Source organism: Pseudoalteromonas sp. S16_S37 (genome assembly GCF_014694405.1).
Classification (GTDB): domain Bacteria; phylum Pseudomonadota; class Gammaproteobacteria; order Enterobacterales; family Alteromonadaceae; genus Pseudoalteromonas.
On sequence record NZ_JAAUWV010000029.1, the window covers coordinates 16,268 to 33,118 of the forward strand.

General features: G+C 42.7%; 10 protein-coding genes. All 10 read right to left on the bottom strand.

What is annotated here, in order from left to right; all coding sequences use genetic code 11:
* Positions 1 to 5: 5 nt before the first annotated feature.
* The gene (locus HC733_RS13290) at positions 6 to 1,706 is read right to left on the bottom strand and encodes a hypothetical protein (protein ID WP_190365531.1); all 1,701 of its coding nucleotides are present in this window, start codon (positions 1,704 to 1,706) and stop codon (positions 6 to 8) included.
* Positions 1,706 to 4,789, bottom strand: a complete 3,084-nt coding sequence (locus HC733_RS13295) for a C-terminal helicase domain-containing protein (protein WP_203219211.1) — start codon at positions 4,787 to 4,789, stop codon at positions 1,706 to 1,708. The genes HC733_RS13290 and HC733_RS13295 overlap by 1 nt, the downstream gene beginning before the upstream one ends.
* A gap of 13 nt (positions 4,790 to 4,802) precedes the next feature.
* Positions 4,803 to 5,915, bottom strand: a complete 1,113-nt coding sequence (locus tag HC733_RS13300; protein WP_190365533.1) for a sigma-70 family RNA polymerase sigma factor — start codon at positions 5,913 to 5,915, stop codon at positions 4,803 to 4,805.
* 141 nt (positions 5,916 to 6,056) lie between these two features.
* Positions 6,057 to 7,682 carry a Tn7-like element transposition protein TnsE gene (locus HC733_RS13305; protein WP_190365534.1) on the bottom strand — a complete coding sequence of 542 codons (1,626 nt, stop codon included), beginning with the start codon at positions 7,680 to 7,682 and terminating at the stop codon, positions 6,057 to 6,059.
* Positions 7,669 to 9,186 carry a TnsD family Tn7-like transposition protein gene (locus HC733_RS13310; RefSeq protein ID WP_190365535.1) on the bottom strand — a complete coding sequence of 506 codons (1,518 nt, stop codon included), beginning with the start codon at positions 9,184 to 9,186 and terminating at the stop codon, positions 7,669 to 7,671. The genes HC733_RS13305 and HC733_RS13310 overlap by 14 nt, the downstream gene beginning before the upstream one ends.
* Before the next feature lies 1 nt (position 9,187).
* Entirely contained in the window at positions 9,188 to 10,858 is a 1,671-nt protein-coding gene (locus HC733_RS13315; RefSeq protein WP_190365536.1) for an AAA family ATPase, read from the bottom strand.
* Positions 10,855 to 12,942 (bottom strand): Mu transposase C-terminal domain-containing protein, encoded by a 2,088-nt coding sequence (locus tag HC733_RS13320; RefSeq protein WP_190365537.1) that lies wholly within the window; start codon positions 12,940 to 12,942, stop codon positions 10,855 to 10,857. The genes HC733_RS13315 and HC733_RS13320 overlap by 4 nt, the downstream gene beginning before the upstream one ends.
* Complete coding sequence (locus HC733_RS13325; protein ID WP_190365538.1) at positions 12,926 to 13,753, bottom strand: TnsA endonuclease C-terminal domain-containing protein; 828 nt, start codon at positions 13,751 to 13,753, stop codon at positions 12,926 to 12,928. Before HC733_RS13325 ends, HC733_RS13320 begins: the two co-directional genes overlap by 17 nt.
* A gap of 110 nt (positions 13,754 to 13,863) precedes the next feature.
* On the bottom strand, positions 13,864 to 14,823 hold the full coding sequence (locus tag HC733_RS13330; RefSeq protein WP_190365539.1) for a bacteriophage abortive infection AbiH family protein: 960 nt from the start codon (positions 14,821 to 14,823) through the stop codon (positions 13,864 to 13,866).
* A 191-nt stretch (positions 14,824 to 15,014) separates the two neighbouring features.
* The gene (gene glmS / locus HC733_RS13335; protein ID WP_190365540.1) at positions 15,015 to 16,835 is read right to left on the bottom strand and encodes a glutamine--fructose-6-phosphate transaminase (isomerizing); all 1,821 of its coding nucleotides are present in this window, start codon (positions 16,833 to 16,835) and stop codon (positions 15,015 to 15,017) included.
* Positions 16,836 to 16,851: the final 16 nt, after the last annotated feature.

A 16,851-nucleotide genomic window follows, 5' to 3' on the forward strand; every position in this document is an offset into this window, starting at 1 on the left:
TCAATTTATCTTAAGTAGCCAGATCGTCCAAATAAAGCAGAACGACTTAGGTTCATATTGAAGTGCCTGCACGAAGGCTCCCCTAAATGCAGGCACCCCATACACGCGCCACCAGAGTCACTACATGCTGGATCCATCGCACACCGGTGATCTTCAAACACCACTGCATCAAGTAAATGATGAAGCTCGGTTTCGAACACGGCTTGTAACCCACCTAATACGAAGTCACCTTTAGCAGCACCATATATGAAAAATCCAAGATGATATGGAACTAAAAGCTCAGACAAGCCATTTCTATCAATTCCAGAAAAGACTGAAGCAATTCGAACAAACCTATGAGCATATGAATGAACTAACTTGTGAAGGTTTTCCAGTAATGTATTGTCTTCAGTTGGAGATTCATTATCTGCTATTGCTTTTAATATGTTCTCTCTGGAGGACTGTTCATCAACTCCCACAGAAACATCATAGCCGATTTTTTTTAGCCAGCTAATCACTTCTATCGGGTCAAGTTGAATATATAAAGCTTCGGTTTGAGCCAAATCAGAATATACAGTGTACCCTTTACTACCTTTTGTTTTAAATGGTGTGAGCTTATCTTCTCCCGGTTTATGCCCACCTCTTGTGTAGCCAAATTGCGCTGTTAGTATGGGAAATTTATCGATTAGCTCTACACTTTTCAGCTTCGCCTTTTCCAAGCTAGCCACATACGCTTTTCTATAAATATCAGCATACTGACTTCCTAAAGCTGTTGAATCAATAAGGTTTTTTATTTGTATTCTGGATTCTAATGTTGCGAGCGCCAAAATTACTGCTTGAGCCTCCGCTTCTTCCTGGTGCTCCTTATTTAAAGTCAAATTAGAAACAGGCATAACACTGCTATCATTACCAGCAGCTTCCAACATCTTATCTATAATCTCTTCTGGAAGCCCTTGGCTTTGTAATGTCCTCCTAAGGGACTCAGAACTAGACTTTACTTGATCTATATTTTCCTCAATCATCCCATTAAGCACCCAAGACAAAGCCCTAGGTGGACCTCCAGCTTCGCTAAGAACTTTTATTTTTTCTTTATCTGGAGGGTTGACGATAACAACATTATGAGGTGTGTAGACCGATGCCGCTCTGTGAGGTAAAAACTTCAGATATCCTTGCTTACATTCACACTCAACATTGCCAAACCCTTTTCTCAACACGATGTTGCATACCGGACAGTCGAATATGATCTCGCTGGCTGTTGCGGTTCCAGGGAACCTAACTCTGACTTGTTTATGCTCTTCACAGCTGGGAATATATGGCTCTCTAATAGCACCGCATAAATTATGAAATCCTACGAAATACAAATTACTAGTGCCAATACTTGTTCCACATGGGCAAGGCGCTTGGGGTTGCTTGTGAATTCTGAAACAACTTCGACAAACCCACGTTCTGCTTGGGAAAGATTCAACTTGTACACCATTGTCTTCGTCTAATGTGACAACTTTTATCGGATAGTTCTTTCTCAGGTTAGCTATAAAGCCACCGTCGTTGCCACTCACCTCCCATGCAGAGGCTTGCCTAATGATCGCTCTGCGAATTGAGGCATCATCAATATCATTACGAGTAAAGTAAACCCAATCTTTTACTTTCCAAACCTGCCCTCTTAAGTCGACGGTTTGTTCGGGTAAAAAACCAAACAAAATCTGCGAAACACTTCTAAAATCAGCCATTAACGTCTTCTCCTTGAAGCATTCAAAGTACTCTTACGAATCGGAACTTGCTTTTCTACATCTCGTAGTGATCTCATTGGTTGCCTTTCTGTGGGCGACAGGTCTGATGGAAAAATAGCATCATTAGGTGGCTCTTTTATATTTGCTTCAAACCCCTCTAACCACTCTTTTATGTCAGCTCGGATATAATGGTCTAGATCGCCTTCCAGATCCAAAGCACTAATCAGTTTCAAAGACTCAATCTCACTATCAAAGTTGCCCTTTTGGTAGTAATCCTTTAGTGCTCCAACAGTAGTTAATGCATTTCCTCCATTGTACTCATGAATCATAAGTAGCCGAGCCAAGAGTAACCCAGATATTGTTCTATTAAGTACCTGTCTACTTCTCTTGCTTATTGGGATTGGGTCAACAAAACGATCCCCCTGAGAAACAAATTGTTTAAACGAACGGTAGATACCTGCGTCGCGCTCTCTGCCAATCTTATGAACAACAAATACTAAGCTTGGATAACGGCGACCAACCCGAGCTGTAGCCTGAATAAACTCTGCAGCTGACAGTGGAATACCTAACATAACCATTACATTCAATCGATCAATATCTACCCCATGAGACATCATTGAGGAAGCAGCGATTATATGTAGCCTATCATTAAAATTAGACTCAGGATTGTCTAACCTATTCAATATCTTACCGACATCTTTAAAATCCGTTTTACCAGTTAGCGATTCAATATTTACGTTTCCTTTCACTTCTGAAAGCTGAGTTTCAGCCGAACGAGTTACTGCTTCAAGGTCTCTAATAGTATTTCCGTAAACCACATTAGTCCCATATAGAGAAATAAGTTCATCTGCAAACTCTAGCGGAACTCCGATTTCTGAACACATATCTGATGGGTTGTCTTGTAAGCTTCTAATAGCATTCTGTAACTCAGCTAAAAGCCTGTCCACTGTGTACTCTATCGTCACTCCTTTAGGCGCTACAGCAATGAATTTCCTCATTTTTTCCGCAGAGTCAGCAGTCCAAAATCCCGCACCTTCTTTAGGTGGAGGTACAGGGAACACACGCCCTTTACGCCGATAAAGAACATCAACTTGCTTTTCATAGCCAGTTAAAGTTGCTGATGAAGCAAGTATTTTTGGCTTTCTACCACATAAATCTTGTTCTAGAGAGTCAAAAATAGCCTCATAGTGAGCATCCACAGCACCAAGACTATCTCGCAGAAGGTGAAGTTCATCCTGTAGCCTAAAAGAAGGTCCAAACCTGTGCTCATCCATACCCAAATCGATGATTTCTCCTTTACAACCGGGAACTAAACACCCGTTAGGCTTTTTGCTCCTTGGTGCATAGGTATAACCATGCCCTTTGGAACACTTCCCTTTTGGGGCTCCGAGTAAACCTCTCATGGCTGCTTGCATAGATATGGATGCAGCCTTATCAAGTGTCCCAACAACCACGGTAGGAAGAAATCTATATATTTCTTCATCAACAACATATACAGGTAAAGGCTCCCCCTGCGTCAAACATGAACTAGATTCGCACTTATGAATTAGCCTCCAACTGGCATTATCAAAATCCATTGTTATTGATTGCTCATGACAATATGGACAGTGATCAAGTACTTTATATTGGTTTGGCATATTTGCATCATATCGATCAGGATCGCCTGGCTGCGGGTCGACAGGAATAGAGTTAGGAGTAGCACCATTACCAACAAAAAAACCTAGTGAAAATCTAGCGCCACCAATTTTGTGCTTCTTCCTCACTATATCAGCCGCAGCGATGGCGTTTGCGAACCTCTGTGTCTGCTGCAAAGATAACATTCTTAATGGAAAACGACTCCAAGCGGTTATTCCAGAGCTCTTACCTGTCAAACGATCATAAATAGCCGCCGTAATTAAAAGCCCCAAATAGGTTTCCGTTTTGCCGCCACCAGTTGCAAACCAAACAACGTCTGCAACTTCTGGTTCAACTTCTTGATCTACTATGGAAGACAAGTTGGCAAGAAGAAAGCCAAACTGAAAACTCCGCCATGAGGAATATTTGCCATTAGAGCTTAAGCCCATTGCTTCATTCATACATTTAAAAGCCATAAGCAGGTTTTCATTATGCTCAAGTAGAGAAATTCCAGTTTCTATCCTAGTACATTCAACCGCAAACTCCTTTGCAGCCTCCTTAGCGCTAGCAAAAGCTTCAGGTGACCATTCTTCAATTTTTCTCCGAGTTTCAAGGGCTGTCTTAGACCAGTTTGATTCTCCCCATTGATACAAATAGCTGAGTAGTTGCCTAGATGATTGCAAAGGTTCATCAGCCAGAGAAGCAAATTCAAGTGAAGGAGGAACTTCATTCATGTTCCAATACTTAGGTCGATGCTTGTCTACTGTAATTGCATCTTCAGTATGAAAACTCCCATCATCAGCTACTATCACTCCACAATTTATCCCGTAAGCTGGCACCTTTCTATCATAACGAAAAGAGTCTTCAAGAGCTGATTGAATAAATGACTTTGTGGCTAATCCTTTAATCGACATATCAAATTGATAAAAGCGAGTATCTGGTATTTTTGCGCATTCTTTATCTTTCGGAGAAGTATTAACCAGAGTGACAAACAACTCGTATTCTGAATACTGATCTTTTTCCACTTCAATTTCTAATGCTGCGGATAACCCTTCAATTCCAATAACTTTTGCTATCTCTGAGGTAAACTTTTCTTCAAGGTGCCTCTTCTTTCCAACTTGGACTGGAATAGATATGTTCTCAGTGATTGAGATTTTCTGTGATTTAACCCAATCAGCCCCTCTTTTAGATTTCATCCACACATGAAATCCTGTAGAAACCTCAATATTCCATGTTTCTAAATCCAAATGTTTTGGTTTTAACTTAATACCAAAAGCACACGGTTCTAGCCTCTCGCCTTTTGTTCCCCATTCACTTTCCCTAACAGCTTTTTCTGACTGAATTCTTCCAAGCCAATATTTTCCAGAAGGTTTAACTGTTATTGACTGATCTAAATCTCCACGGCCAACCTTGGTCATTCGCTGGCCGAGCCATGTCACAAACTTTTCTTGAGCTTCATGTATATTCATGTAGCTTCCTTCTCTATAAATCATCTAAAAAGTTATTTTTTAAAACAGAAGCACTACTTGGTCGCCGGAGTTTTTTCAAAGCTTCAGCTTCAATCTGTCTAATTCGTTCTCGAGTAACACCAAACTTTTTGCCAATACACTCTAAAGTTTCCTCATCTTGAGATTCAGTCAATCCAAAACGATATTTAAGAACCTCGATTTCTTTTTCTTTCAATATCGACAAGTGCTTTTTTAGTCCTGAAACTAATTGTTGTGTGTTCATTACCTCTTCCGGTGAAGGAATTTCTGCAACTAGTATGTCTTTTAATGATTGCCCTCCTTCAGCCTTTGATTCATCAAGAGAGCTTGGTTGCATAGACGAAATTGCCCAGCAGAACTGGACGTCTGCAACGTCCCAGTTTAGTTCTTCCGCGACTTCTTTAGGCGAAGGGGTTTTGCCATAATTCAGAGCTGATAAACAAGCGACAGCTTTTCTATACTGAAGAATCTTTTTGTGCATATGCACAGGTACTCTAATCGTTAAGCCTTTATCTATGATCGACCTTTCTATTGCCTGTCTAATCCACCAAACTGCATATGTTGAGAACTTGTATCCAAGGTTAGGGTCAAATTTATCCACAGCTTTACTTAACCCAATTACTCCTTCTTGAAAAAGGTCTTCAATAGTGAGTTCAGCATGAACAGTAAAAAAGGATGCAACCTTTCTCACTAGCCTTAAATTAGCAAGCATCATGACTTGCTTAGCGTTTTTCCCATTTTCGAGAATTGTATTCGCGTGCTCACTTGAGTTCAGGTTTTCTTCCGCTACTCTGATCCCCAACTGTATAGCTCTACCTAACTTAATTTCTTCTTCTTTAGACAAAAGATCATAGTTATCAATAAATCGGAAACCTGACAATTCAGCCGCAACAGTGCTACCTTTTTGGTCATTTGTCTCATCAATTTCAGCCCATTCAACTGGTACATCAAGAGATATTAGTGTTTCAATAACTATCGCACTTTCATCTGCGGTCAAACCTCTTTGCAAAAAGATTCTTGTGAGTTGAGTTTGCGCTATTCTCTCCTCTGTTCTCTCAAAATCTCCAATTAAGTCTTTGATAGTTTTATCTACTAAATCACTTCTCATTCTGTTCCTTGCAAGAGTGTCCATAAAATGTAGACTTCGCCCACGAAGCTCTCGGCCATCAGTGCTCATCTATAAGTTGATAAACAATAAATATAGCTACTCTGTAATCACTCACACTACGCTTACTTATTCATAGTTTGTTTAATCATATCTCTCAAAGGCTTGTATAAGCCGCTCAGCCCACCTTTCTATCTTTTCCTCGGTCAGCTTTCCTTTATCTTTTGAAGGCTGATGCGACACACTCTTGTGATTGCCTTCACCAACCAGCGCATCAAAGTATTTCTTTGGCCAGCAGAATTGGTTGCTGAGCAATCTTCTTTCTATCTCCGGTATAAAGTCTCGTAACTTGCCTTTTGGCGCTAATGCTCGCGCTGAAATCACTTTGGTGGCAATGGAGGCTTTGCCATCGGAGGTATCCACCTCTAGTAAGAAATAACCTTCGCTTTGATGTTCAATCTTTACAATAGCCATACATCTAGGCGAACCGTCTACCATAAGGTGACTCTCGCTGCGCCCCACTTCTGGCAGCTTGCGAACGATGGGCTTACTTTGTTTAACACCGTGCTCTTTTTCTAATATCTCCAGCATTTTGAAGAAACTATCGAATTTGTTGAGATATAAATCGGCGTTGTCGGTTAAGTCATCTAAACCATTGATGGCGGCTCTGGGTGTATCGCCTCGCGAATTTGGATCGTCGGTGCTTACGGCAGGTGGTAAGTTGTTGGGTTTATCTTCGTCTTCTTTACCACCAGGGCTTTTTCTAGGCTGTGCATTGACTTTACGAGTGCGTGGCACCCTGTTGTATATTCGCTGTGTCGCATCACAGAATATCAATGCAGACTCGTTATCTTCGCTACCGTCGCTGTTTTCATCGATTTCTCGCTGTGTAGGCAGTTGTGGGTAGGTACCGCCTTTTCCTTTACCCGAACCTGGTTTATTTTCGGTGAAATCTGGATGTGAAAAGCCAACATCCGAAATATCAGGGAAGAACAAACCATCTAACAATTCTATACGATTGATAAACCATGTGCTTTCATCACGTGACTTCCAGCCTCTTGCCGCTACTTTTACACCCTTGAGCTGGGGTGGGTCGAATCGAAACGTCCAACGCTCAACGTTAGGTGCCCTAACTCGCTCTTGCGAAAAATACTGATAGATACTGTTAAACGCGTTTTTAATGTCACTGTTTAGTAATAACCAAGCGATTTGATGTCTAAACCCTTCATTATCAAACAGTACTTTTGGGCATAATGTTGTTGGTAAGGCGTTGATCACAAGATCTAAAGGAAACTCTTTATCATCGTTGTTTGGGTGGTGGTCAACGTAAAACTCTAAGTCGAGTGCACTGTTAATGAGTGCGGCGTTTGCCAGATAGTTGTTTGTAAAAAACAACGCTCTGGCCAGTTCCAACTGTGGCAAGTAAATGGTTTTGCCTGCACTTTCAAACACAAAGCATTTTTGCGATTGCTCTTCGCTCAGCTTATACGTCACTAAAGCGCTGTCGCCCACCGTGGCGGTTTGCCAAAATGCACGGTCGGGTAAAGTAAATTTAATCGGGAAGCCCGGAGGGGTGGCATCAACTGTTTGGTTTAGTACGACTTGTCGGCTTAAATAGGGAAGCTGGCTAAACTTAAGGGCTTTGCGAGTGGATTGCTTAAAACGAACACCAATATCCCACGTTTTGCGGTTATTGTATTTAAACAGATTGCCTATCGCCTGTATTCTGGCGTTGTCTGGTAGTGTTTTAAATCTATCAACTTGGTTCATACTTTACTGCAAATCCTAGCAATTGCGACGCGAGTGGTCGGGTCCTTTTCTCGTTTAGCCCTGCCATACGTTCAATTCGCCAAGTTCTGTGTATTTGATGTTTTGCAATACAACGAATACATGCCACAGCGATACGACGGCATTGGTATTCCTCTATAGTTTCACAATATTTATTAAAAAACAATTTACATAACGGCAACTTTTCTAAGTATTTGATCTGAGACAAAGGGATGTGTGCATGGGTAACTAGCCAAGTTACTGTATGACGGCTTGCACCAAGCTGAGTTTCTACTTTATTAATCAGTGAAATAAGTTGCCTTACGTATTTTTTGTCTCGTTTTGACCAATCAACTCGGTCTGTTTTTGCAACTTTTGGCTTAGCTGAGTCTTGATTAAATTGCATCAACCATTGTTTATCATGCCGATATAACCATGTGTACAGGTGAGCAAAACCGTTTTGCCTCGCGTCTTTAACGCCAAACTTGGCTGTAGCGTGTTGCCACTTTGCGCGACGAGTTTGGTCAACCACCACAGGCTCAGTGCTCAAGGCCATTTCATCGTATGGGGTATGCGGCAATGCTGAAGCTGTAGTGAGTATGTTCGCTATATCCAACTGCTGCTCATAGCATGCTTGCCATACCAATAGGTGCTGAAGGTAGCTAAAGGATTTTCTGTGCTTTCTAAACAAACACTTCAACCAATTACTTTCATCCACTTTGCTTAAGTTGAGCCCAAAGCTTGCTAGGGTATGACTGCCCCAATACCCTAAAACCAATTGTGCGATCAGCTCGTGCTCAACCAGCTTCCCCCTAACAAACCCCAGCTGATAAGCCAAATGATGATAAAAATAACGCCATTGCAACGGATGTATATGGTGCTCTGACAAGTTCAGCAACTGCTGCGCATATTCCGCTAGTAATGTGATTTTGTGGTTTGTTTGATTTGGATTTAAATGCAAAAGCACATGAGGACTTAGCGCAATAAATTGGTGCCTATGCAACTCGCTTATCAAAATAGGGCTGTTTATCAATTGCATGCCATGCTCTGCACATATCGATAAACCTGGCAGTTGCCAGCGCCGTGTCCAAAAAGGCTCGCCATATTGTTCTATTTGCGTTGTTACGCACAATGGGCAGTAACGCAGATAGTGTGGGCTTTTAACTTTAGATGCAGCTTTGCCTAGTTGTACTTCTGCCGAGTGCCTGCAATCAGTCAGCAACTCATGTTTAGCTTGAGCTTCAATCTTGGGATGCACAAAAGGTGAGTACAACGGAAAAAGCGTATGCCTCTGTAACAGCTTATATGGTTTTAAATCAGCGTTACCTTGATAATGAGCGGAGATCTGCGATAAATGCCCTTGAAAGGCTACTGAGGCGATTATTTGGCGGTTTTGGAATACCTCATCAAGCAATTGCTTGGGTGACGTGATGCCTGCATGTACGCCGTACCTTGCGATGACGCTATACAGCAGCTCATCAGGGTAAGGTACGGGTAAACAGGCCATGCTACACGCTTTGTTTAAGCCAAGCGGTCATATCAAAAATCTTTCCTTGTTGTTTGTAGTATTGATAAAGCTCACCCGATTGCTTTTTGTGTTGAGAATAGCCAAAACGCAAATCGTCACTCGGCAGTGTATGCCAGTCTTTTGGCTTGATGAGCACTGGCTTTTCTTTGAACTCCTCCACTTCGTCTGGCGTTTGCTCATACCATTCAAGAACGAGTGGAATAAGCGCTCTTACCTGCAGGTTTGGGTGATCTTTAATGGCTTTTTGCACTAATGGTACCAATAACTCTGATTCACACCCCATGCCTAGCAAAAGGTTATAAAGCCTCATGGCCTCTGAGTCGCTCGCAAAAGGGAGTGTGTCTGACTTAGCAGCGGCAACTTCAGAGATCTGCTGACTGAGTTCCAACAACCGCTTATCAATCTCTTTGTATTTTAAGTCTGAATACTTGGCAATGCTCTTTGCTTTACCAGACTTGAGCGCTTCAATCATGGGATGGATCGGCTGTAATTCAGATTCATACACCTTCAAAAATAGTTTTGAAGATAGCCGTTCAACGCCAGTAATAATGGCGCGTAGTTGTGCAAGCACGAATAACTTAACCACAATATCTAACACACCTTGTGACAGCTCAAACCAAGTATTGCGGATCTCTTCTGTGAGCGGTTCATCGCGGTGAATAAGCCATTGGTATTGCCACAGCTTGTCAGTCAACAACCGCCACTCTGTTGGCTTTGGTTTACCTGTTGCTTTATCGATTCGATTTTTGTGCTGTGGCAGGGGCTCCCACACCATAGAGCCAATGCCAGTACTGCGCCTTGCAGACTGCAACTCTAGTTCGAATATGGGCCTTGCTTTGGGAGTCCCCACTAAAATCACCGGCACACCAATAATATTCACCAAAGCCACAAAGAACTCGAGCATGCGTTCTTGCCCTTCTTTTTGCTTTCGAGCCAACCTTTGAACTTCATCAATCACTAACACGCCTATAGCATATTGATTGGCGACTTGTCCCATAAATGCTAAAAGCACTTCGGGACTATGCCGCTTATAGCAATACCTTTCTGTGAGTTTAGTATTTAGATGCTTATCAACCTCTTGAAAGAAATTTAAACATAGGCTTTTTAATGACCCATCCACGGGGCATTCGATACGCAAATAGGTAAGCTGGTACGTATTATATTTTTCGTGATAAATCGCTTGTGGGTAGGTGGCTAATATTCTTAGCACGCTGGAGCTTTTACCACACCCAGAGCAACCGATAAGTGACAAGCAACGTGCCGTAGAGGGCGCTTCGGCAAAACGAAAACTGCTTATATCGCCCGTCATCAAGCGCTCGTAACCGTTTTGCAAGTGTTGCTGTAGCTGGCCAGTTGCAATATTTCTGGCTACATAGCCGCCGCGGATCATCAGCGCTATTTTTTCCTCAAGCGCCACATGCATCGAAAGCGGTTGAAAAAAGTCATCAAGCAAACCACATAACTCGTGAGCACGCTGCCTTGCGTCTAAATAACCTGCCGCTGGGCTGTATTTTACTTTACCCTCCAGCTTAGTTTTTAGCTCTTCAATTTTGTTCACTTTTGGTAGCGCTTCAATAAACGGGTTGCCTTTATAACGCTCGATCTCAGACTCCTGATACACCGCGCGGAAGATATTAGAGGGTAAAGTCATACGTCGTCATCCTCCTTAAATAGCTGATCCGAAAAGTCAGGAAAGTCCAAATCGTCATCAGGCTCAGAGAGATAATGCACTTGCGCTGATTTACTGGTGTCGATGTCCACTGGTTTATAGGCCCGTTCTTTACGCTCTTTGGCTTTTTCTTCTGCTCGGTTGTCACGAATATTGCGAATACGCTCCGCATCCGACAAACCAATGTGTTTTGGCGCGGCCTTTTCCGCCTGCTTAACCACCTCTATCACTTGTCGCTCCAAGGCACGCTTTTGCTCATCGGCTACTAATTTTGCATCTGCATGAGTCTGTTTTAACTCATCATTTTGCTGCCACACATCCCAAAAGCTCGCGCCTGAAAACTGCCGTGAGCGTGTTGCCAACTGGCATACAAAATAGTCATTGCTGCTAGGGCCGTGATAAATGTAGATGTAGTCTGCGGTTGCTAAGTCATAGGCAACTTCTACACTTTTAGGGCGTTTAACCTCCTTGCCCCGATGCATCCAGCCTAATTTTAAAAGCTCTGCGCTGGTGTAATACACGCCAAATATACAAGCCCCCGAATCAGATATCGTTGCTCGAATTCTTGGCATCAATGCCACACGAAGATGCTCAGTTGCTGGCTTTTTCAACCGACCAGTGCGATGCTGCAAGCCCCAATTCCATAGTGCCAGAGGGTTATTTGGTAGGTCCGTTGGCATATCAGCCGCTTTGTCATAGCTTTCAATTACGTGATACTGGTTGTGGTAAAGCACTGCCGCTAAAATAATGCGAGTGAATTCTTGAATAGTCAGCTTAGCATCCAAGCGGTAATCTCTGTCACCTTGCTTTTTAATTTTGGTACCAGTGACCACGCCAGGTGCAAACGGTTTGAACGCTTGTTGGAAGGTGCGAAACGCTCGCTCGACAACCCCTTTGGCCTCGCTTCTAAATGGTGGCGTATTTTCAACGCGCACACCAAAGCCCTTTTCAAGGCATTCAATTTGATGACCCATCAACTCGCCTCTATCGGCCAACAATGCTGAAGGCAAGCCAATACACGGCCATTGCTGCGGGGTTACGTCAAAACCAAACTGACGGCAGTAGTCTGATTTATCCATCGTGGCCATATGTATTGCCTGAATGGCGGCAGCAAATGAAGGGTTTTCAAAACCAATATAAAACCCAGCCACCATGCGACTAAATACGTCAATCACCATGTAAATCACTGGGCGGCCAACAATATTGCTTCTTTGGGAGTCAGAGACTAAATAAATATCTGCGATTGTAGCGTCAATTTCATAGCGCATACCTGGGCCCAAAACATCTGCGGCGGCGGTACCTGTAAGCGGTCGAATATCTTTTTTCCGCTTTATCTCACCCGCCTGCGCTTCAATTTTGTCTACTTGGCGATATTCACGTTTGTAGAAATGTTCCATTTGCCTGAGTGTTGGCAACTCCTCTTCTGGTAAGTCAGGAAAGTACTGCTCATAAATATCTTTAAGTCGATTGTGCGCGTATCTAAATGATTTACCTTTGTCGGTTAATAGGTGTCGCTCAATGGCAATACGAAATAACTTCTCTGCAAAATCATCAATTAAAGCGCCAGTGCCTGACATGTACTTACGAGGCCGACCTAATTTTGTTGTTATGGCTCGGCGCTTTTGGCCCTTGGCACCTGAGTTTTTATAATCGGGTAATAATGCATTGGGGATCTGGCCACGTTGCCAGTATCTACGGGCAAAACGATAAATAGACTGTTTGGTTTTGCCTGTCTCAGTCATTATTTGATTTACCACTTTGCCACGCGCTTTCGGTTCATAGCAGTTCTCAAGTTCTACCAATGGCTTGATTGCGGCATAGTTTTCATCACGTTTTAACTGAGCGGTAGAACCTGCTTCTGGAATAACAGTAGCAATGTCGCTATATGGGTCGGCTGCACGTTTGAGCACTTCATCTTGAAAGCCCTGTTCTAACTCAGTTATTTCAACAAGCTCAGGAAAGACCTTGTCATCGTGCACTTTTATCCAAAGCACGTAATAATCAAACACCATTAAAATGCGATACAAGGTTTGTTCGCATTGCAATACTTCATTGATTTGAAACACGAAACACCTCCTGAATTTGTTCAACATCACCTAGCTTAAGATGACCAACTTGCAGCTTTTGGACTGGCGTAAAAATATCAAATGTAAAGTAACGGTCAGCCAGCAACGCTCTTATCTCAAACAACGACTCTCCTAAGTCTAGTCCATAGGCGGTATCTATCTCTTTGCAGGCGTTTATGAGGGTTTTGGTTTGGTGTTTTGCAAAGTAATCGGCATAGAATCTAGCTTGCTCAATGGCTGAGTCTTGAGCTTCTTCATGTTCACCTTGCAATGGGTAAATCCACTCAACATTCGCTTTAACAACTTTTGGGATCTCTTGCTCAGTGACTATTTGCCAAGGGGTCTGCTTTTCATGCCAAAAACGTTTCTCGAGTTCAAGTATCTCTATCTTTCGCTGCTCTTCAAAAGCGCTGACATATTTGGCTTGTAGCGCAAAATAGGGGAGATCTCGCGAGGTTGTTTCAACAAGAAAGTCGCTCGAAAGGTATTGGTCAACGCCCCGAACATTTGGGTGTTTGATGCCAGCAGATTCTGCTAACTCTTGTGTTATCTCACGTTCAAGCGGAAACTGCTCTTTGACTTGCAGCACATCCTGCCGCCACTCGAGCAAATAAAACATGGATAGTTCAAGATCGGATAATAAATGATGGGTTCGTTTGGACTTATAGCCGAAGACTCGATGTACACGGCCGTCGGATGGCGCATCATAAACCGTTAACCACGGCTTGTAATCCTGATACTCGCCAGTACCGCGTCCCTCTTTAATCCACTTAAGATATTGCGCCTCAGTATGGCCAATCTTCCTAGACATAATATACCGCTATAACTGATTGAAATTTCAGCATAGCTGATTTGGGAATGTATATGCAAACGAGTTGTTTAGTGCTTAGTAAAAGTCCATATATCTATTTAGCGAAATACTTATTCTGGTTTAGACAGCAAAGATGTCAGTTCAATTAAGGTATAGTTTTGCTCAGATATACCCAGCCCCAACAATATGTCCTCGATTTTTGCTTTCTCTTCTTCACCATAGTACGAGACATTCCATTGGCAATGTTGGGAAGCATGCTCTTTAATAACTTCAAAATACTCAATATCTACATCTGACATTGAGTGACCTAGAGTAAAAATATGCCTTACTTCTCCTAATCTGTTAAAAGTGCTCGAGTTAGTTTCAATGATTTCGCTAGCATTTTTAAAAGATCTGCCATAATAAGAAAACAATTCTTCTCTAGCTTCATCAAGAAATGGTACATACTGATTAGACATCTCTTCATACCATTGTTCCAACTGTTCAGAAGTTAAACCTTCAGGTGGGCTCTGATCATCTTGCTCTTCTATAAATATACTTGGATCAACAGCATGTCCCAAGACTATATTTTCTTTGTCATCATAAGTACCATGCATATACAAAATATTTTCGGCAGAGACGCCATATTGTTTTTCAAGTGTTCTGGTAAAGTTAAAACTGATGAAAAAGGCATCTAAATCTAAGTTTAATAAAAAATCAGTATCCACCTGGTATGAATCAGCTTTACGGATGTATTCTGCGAACTCATTTCGTAGCTCATGTGTCAAATAACCAACCAGCCTCTGAGCTTCAAGGACACAAGCATCCATATCTCTATCATAGTCATCGCTGGATGGGCAGGGTATGTATTCACTTATATGGTCCTCTAAATAACTAATATCAATCAATGAAAGATTTTCCTCAAAACGACTCCATAGATCATTATCGGTAATGGGGTAAGAGATGACATGAGCTAATATGTCAAAAATAGAGGGGTTCTTGCTTTTCAAATACTCACTAAAACCAACGTAAGTTGTGGGTAAATCATGATGCAAATCAAAACCGTTTCCAACAATATAAAGCGTTTCCAAAATAAATCCTTCCGTGTATACAACAAACTTGGATAAGTCTAGTTGGATTCAGAAAAAGGCCCAATACTTGATAAAGCAAAGTAGCGAGAAAAACAAATTAGTATGAAACTTTATTGTTTGGGATGATACTTTATTGTATGGGGTGAAACTTTATTATTCACCCACAACAAAAGGCGCTTTCGCGCCTTTTCTTATTCCACCGTGACCGATTTTGCTAGGTTTCTAGGCTGATCCACATCGGTGCCTTTAATCACCGCAACGTAATACGATAGTAGCTGTAGCGGGATTGTATATACAACTGGTGCGAGGATGTCTTCTACGTGGTTGACGTTGATAACACGCATAGTGTCGTCTGATGCAAAGTGTGAGTCTTTGTCAGCAAATACGTAGATGATGCCGCCGCGCGCGCGCACTTCTTCAACGTTTGATTTTAGCTTTTCAAGTAGTTCGTTGTTTGGTGCAACGACAATGATTGGCATATCAGCGTCGATAAGCGCCAGTGGGCCGTGCTTTAGCTCACCTGCTGCGTAGGCTTCGGCGTGAATGTATGAAATTTCTTTCAGTTTCAACGCGCCTTCCATTGCAATTGGGTATTGTGAGCCGCGACCTAAAAACAGTGAATGGTGTTTATCGGCAAACTCTTCTGCTAGCTCTTCAATGCCACCTGCCAGTGTTAGCGCTTCTTCTAACTTGTTTGGTAGGGTTTTAATAGCATTAACGATTTTGCTTTGATCTAGGCCTTTTTCTTGTGCGATTGATGCTGTTAGCATCAATAAACCCACAAGCTGTGTGGTAAACGCTTTGGTTGATGCCACGCCAATTTCAGCACCGGCTTTGGTCATAAAGGCTAAGTCTGATTCGCGCACCAATGATGAGCCTGGTACGTTACAAATAGTCATCGATGCCATGTAACCTTGCTGCTTAGCTAAGCGCAATGCCGCAAGCGTGTCTGCGGTTTCACCCGATTGTGAAATGGTCACAAGTAGGCTGTTTTCGTGTACAAATGACTGGCGGTAACGGAACTCAGAGGCAATTTCTACGTTGCAGCTTACGCCTGCAAATTGCTCTAACCAGTAACGCGCAACCATACCTGAATGGTATGACGTACCACAAGCGATGATCTGTACGTGTTTTACGTCTTTAAAAATTTGTTGTGCGCTGTCGCCAAAGGCATCAACGGCAACACGGTCATTGTCTAAACGACCTTCAAGGGTATTACGTACTGCCAGTGGTTGCTCGTAGATTTCTTTGAGCATGTAGTGGCGATATTCGCCTTTGCCTGAGTTATCTTGAACAATGTTCGATTCAATCACGTCACGCTCAACTAATTCGCCGTTGATATCGTAAATTTCAACGCTGTCGCGGGTAATACGTGCAACATCACCTTCTTCTAAAAAGATAAAACGGCGTGTAACTGGTAGCAGCGCAAGTTGATCAGAGGCAATAAAGTTTTCGCCTAAACCTAGGCCAATAACCAATGGGCTACCAGAGCGTGCCACAATCATTTCTTGGTCATTCGCTTTATCAAATACCACCGTGCCGTATGCACCTTCAAGCTGCTTTACCGCCGCTTTTACTGCGTCTAACAAGCTGTCGTGTTGCTGACGAAGTTGGTGAATGAGGTGCACCATGACTTCGGTATCGGTGTCTGATAAAAACTCGTAGCCGTCGCCTTTTAACGCATCACGAAGCGGCGCGTGGTTTTCAATAATGCCGTTGTGTACTAAGGCTATTTCGCTGTTTGATACATGCGGGTGAGCGTTGTTTTCAGTCACACCACCATGGGTTGCCCAACGTGTATGTGCAATACCTGTAGTGCCTTTTGCAGCTGCCTTTTCAAGCGCCTGCTCAAGGTTGACGACTTTACCCACCGCTTTTACTGTGTTCAATGTGCCAGCCAAGCTTAACGCTACGCCTGCTGAATCGTAGCCACGATATTCAAGGCGCTTTAAGCCTTCAATCAAAATTTGGTTTACTGGACGTTCTGCAACCGCCCCTACAATACCACACATAATCTCTCCATTTTGC

Excerpts from the sequence above, each read along its gene's own strand:
- HC733_RS13315 (WP_190365536.1), bottom strand. The coding sequence starts at position 10,858 with ATGACTTTACCCTCTAATATCTTCCGCGCGGTGTATCAGGAGTCTGAG.
- glmS (WP_190365540.1), bottom strand. The coding sequence starts at position 16,835 with ATGTGTGGTATTGTAGGGGCGGTTGCAGAACGTCCAGTAAACCAAATT.
- HC733_RS13325 (WP_190365538.1), bottom strand. The coding sequence starts at position 13,753 with ATGTCTAGGAAGATTGGCCATACTGAGGCGCAATATCTTAAGTGGATT.
- HC733_RS13300 (WP_190365533.1), bottom strand. The coding sequence starts at position 5,915 with ATGAGAAGTGATTTAGTAGATAAAACTATCAAAGACTTAATTGGAGAT.
- HC733_RS13295 (WP_203219211.1), bottom strand. The coding sequence starts at position 4,789 with ATGAATATACATGAAGCTCAAGAAAAGTTTGTGACATGGCTCGGCCAG.
- HC733_RS13290 (WP_190365531.1), bottom strand. The coding sequence starts at position 1,706 with ATGGCTGATTTTAGAAGTGTTTCGCAGATTTTGTTTGGTTTTTTACCC.
- HC733_RS13305 (WP_190365534.1), bottom strand. The coding sequence starts at position 7,682 with ATGAACCAAGTTGATAGATTTAAAACACTACCAGACAACGCCAGAATA.
- HC733_RS13310 (WP_190365535.1), bottom strand. The coding sequence starts at position 9,186 with ATGGCCTGTTTACCCGTACCTTACCCTGATGAGCTGCTGTATAGCGTC.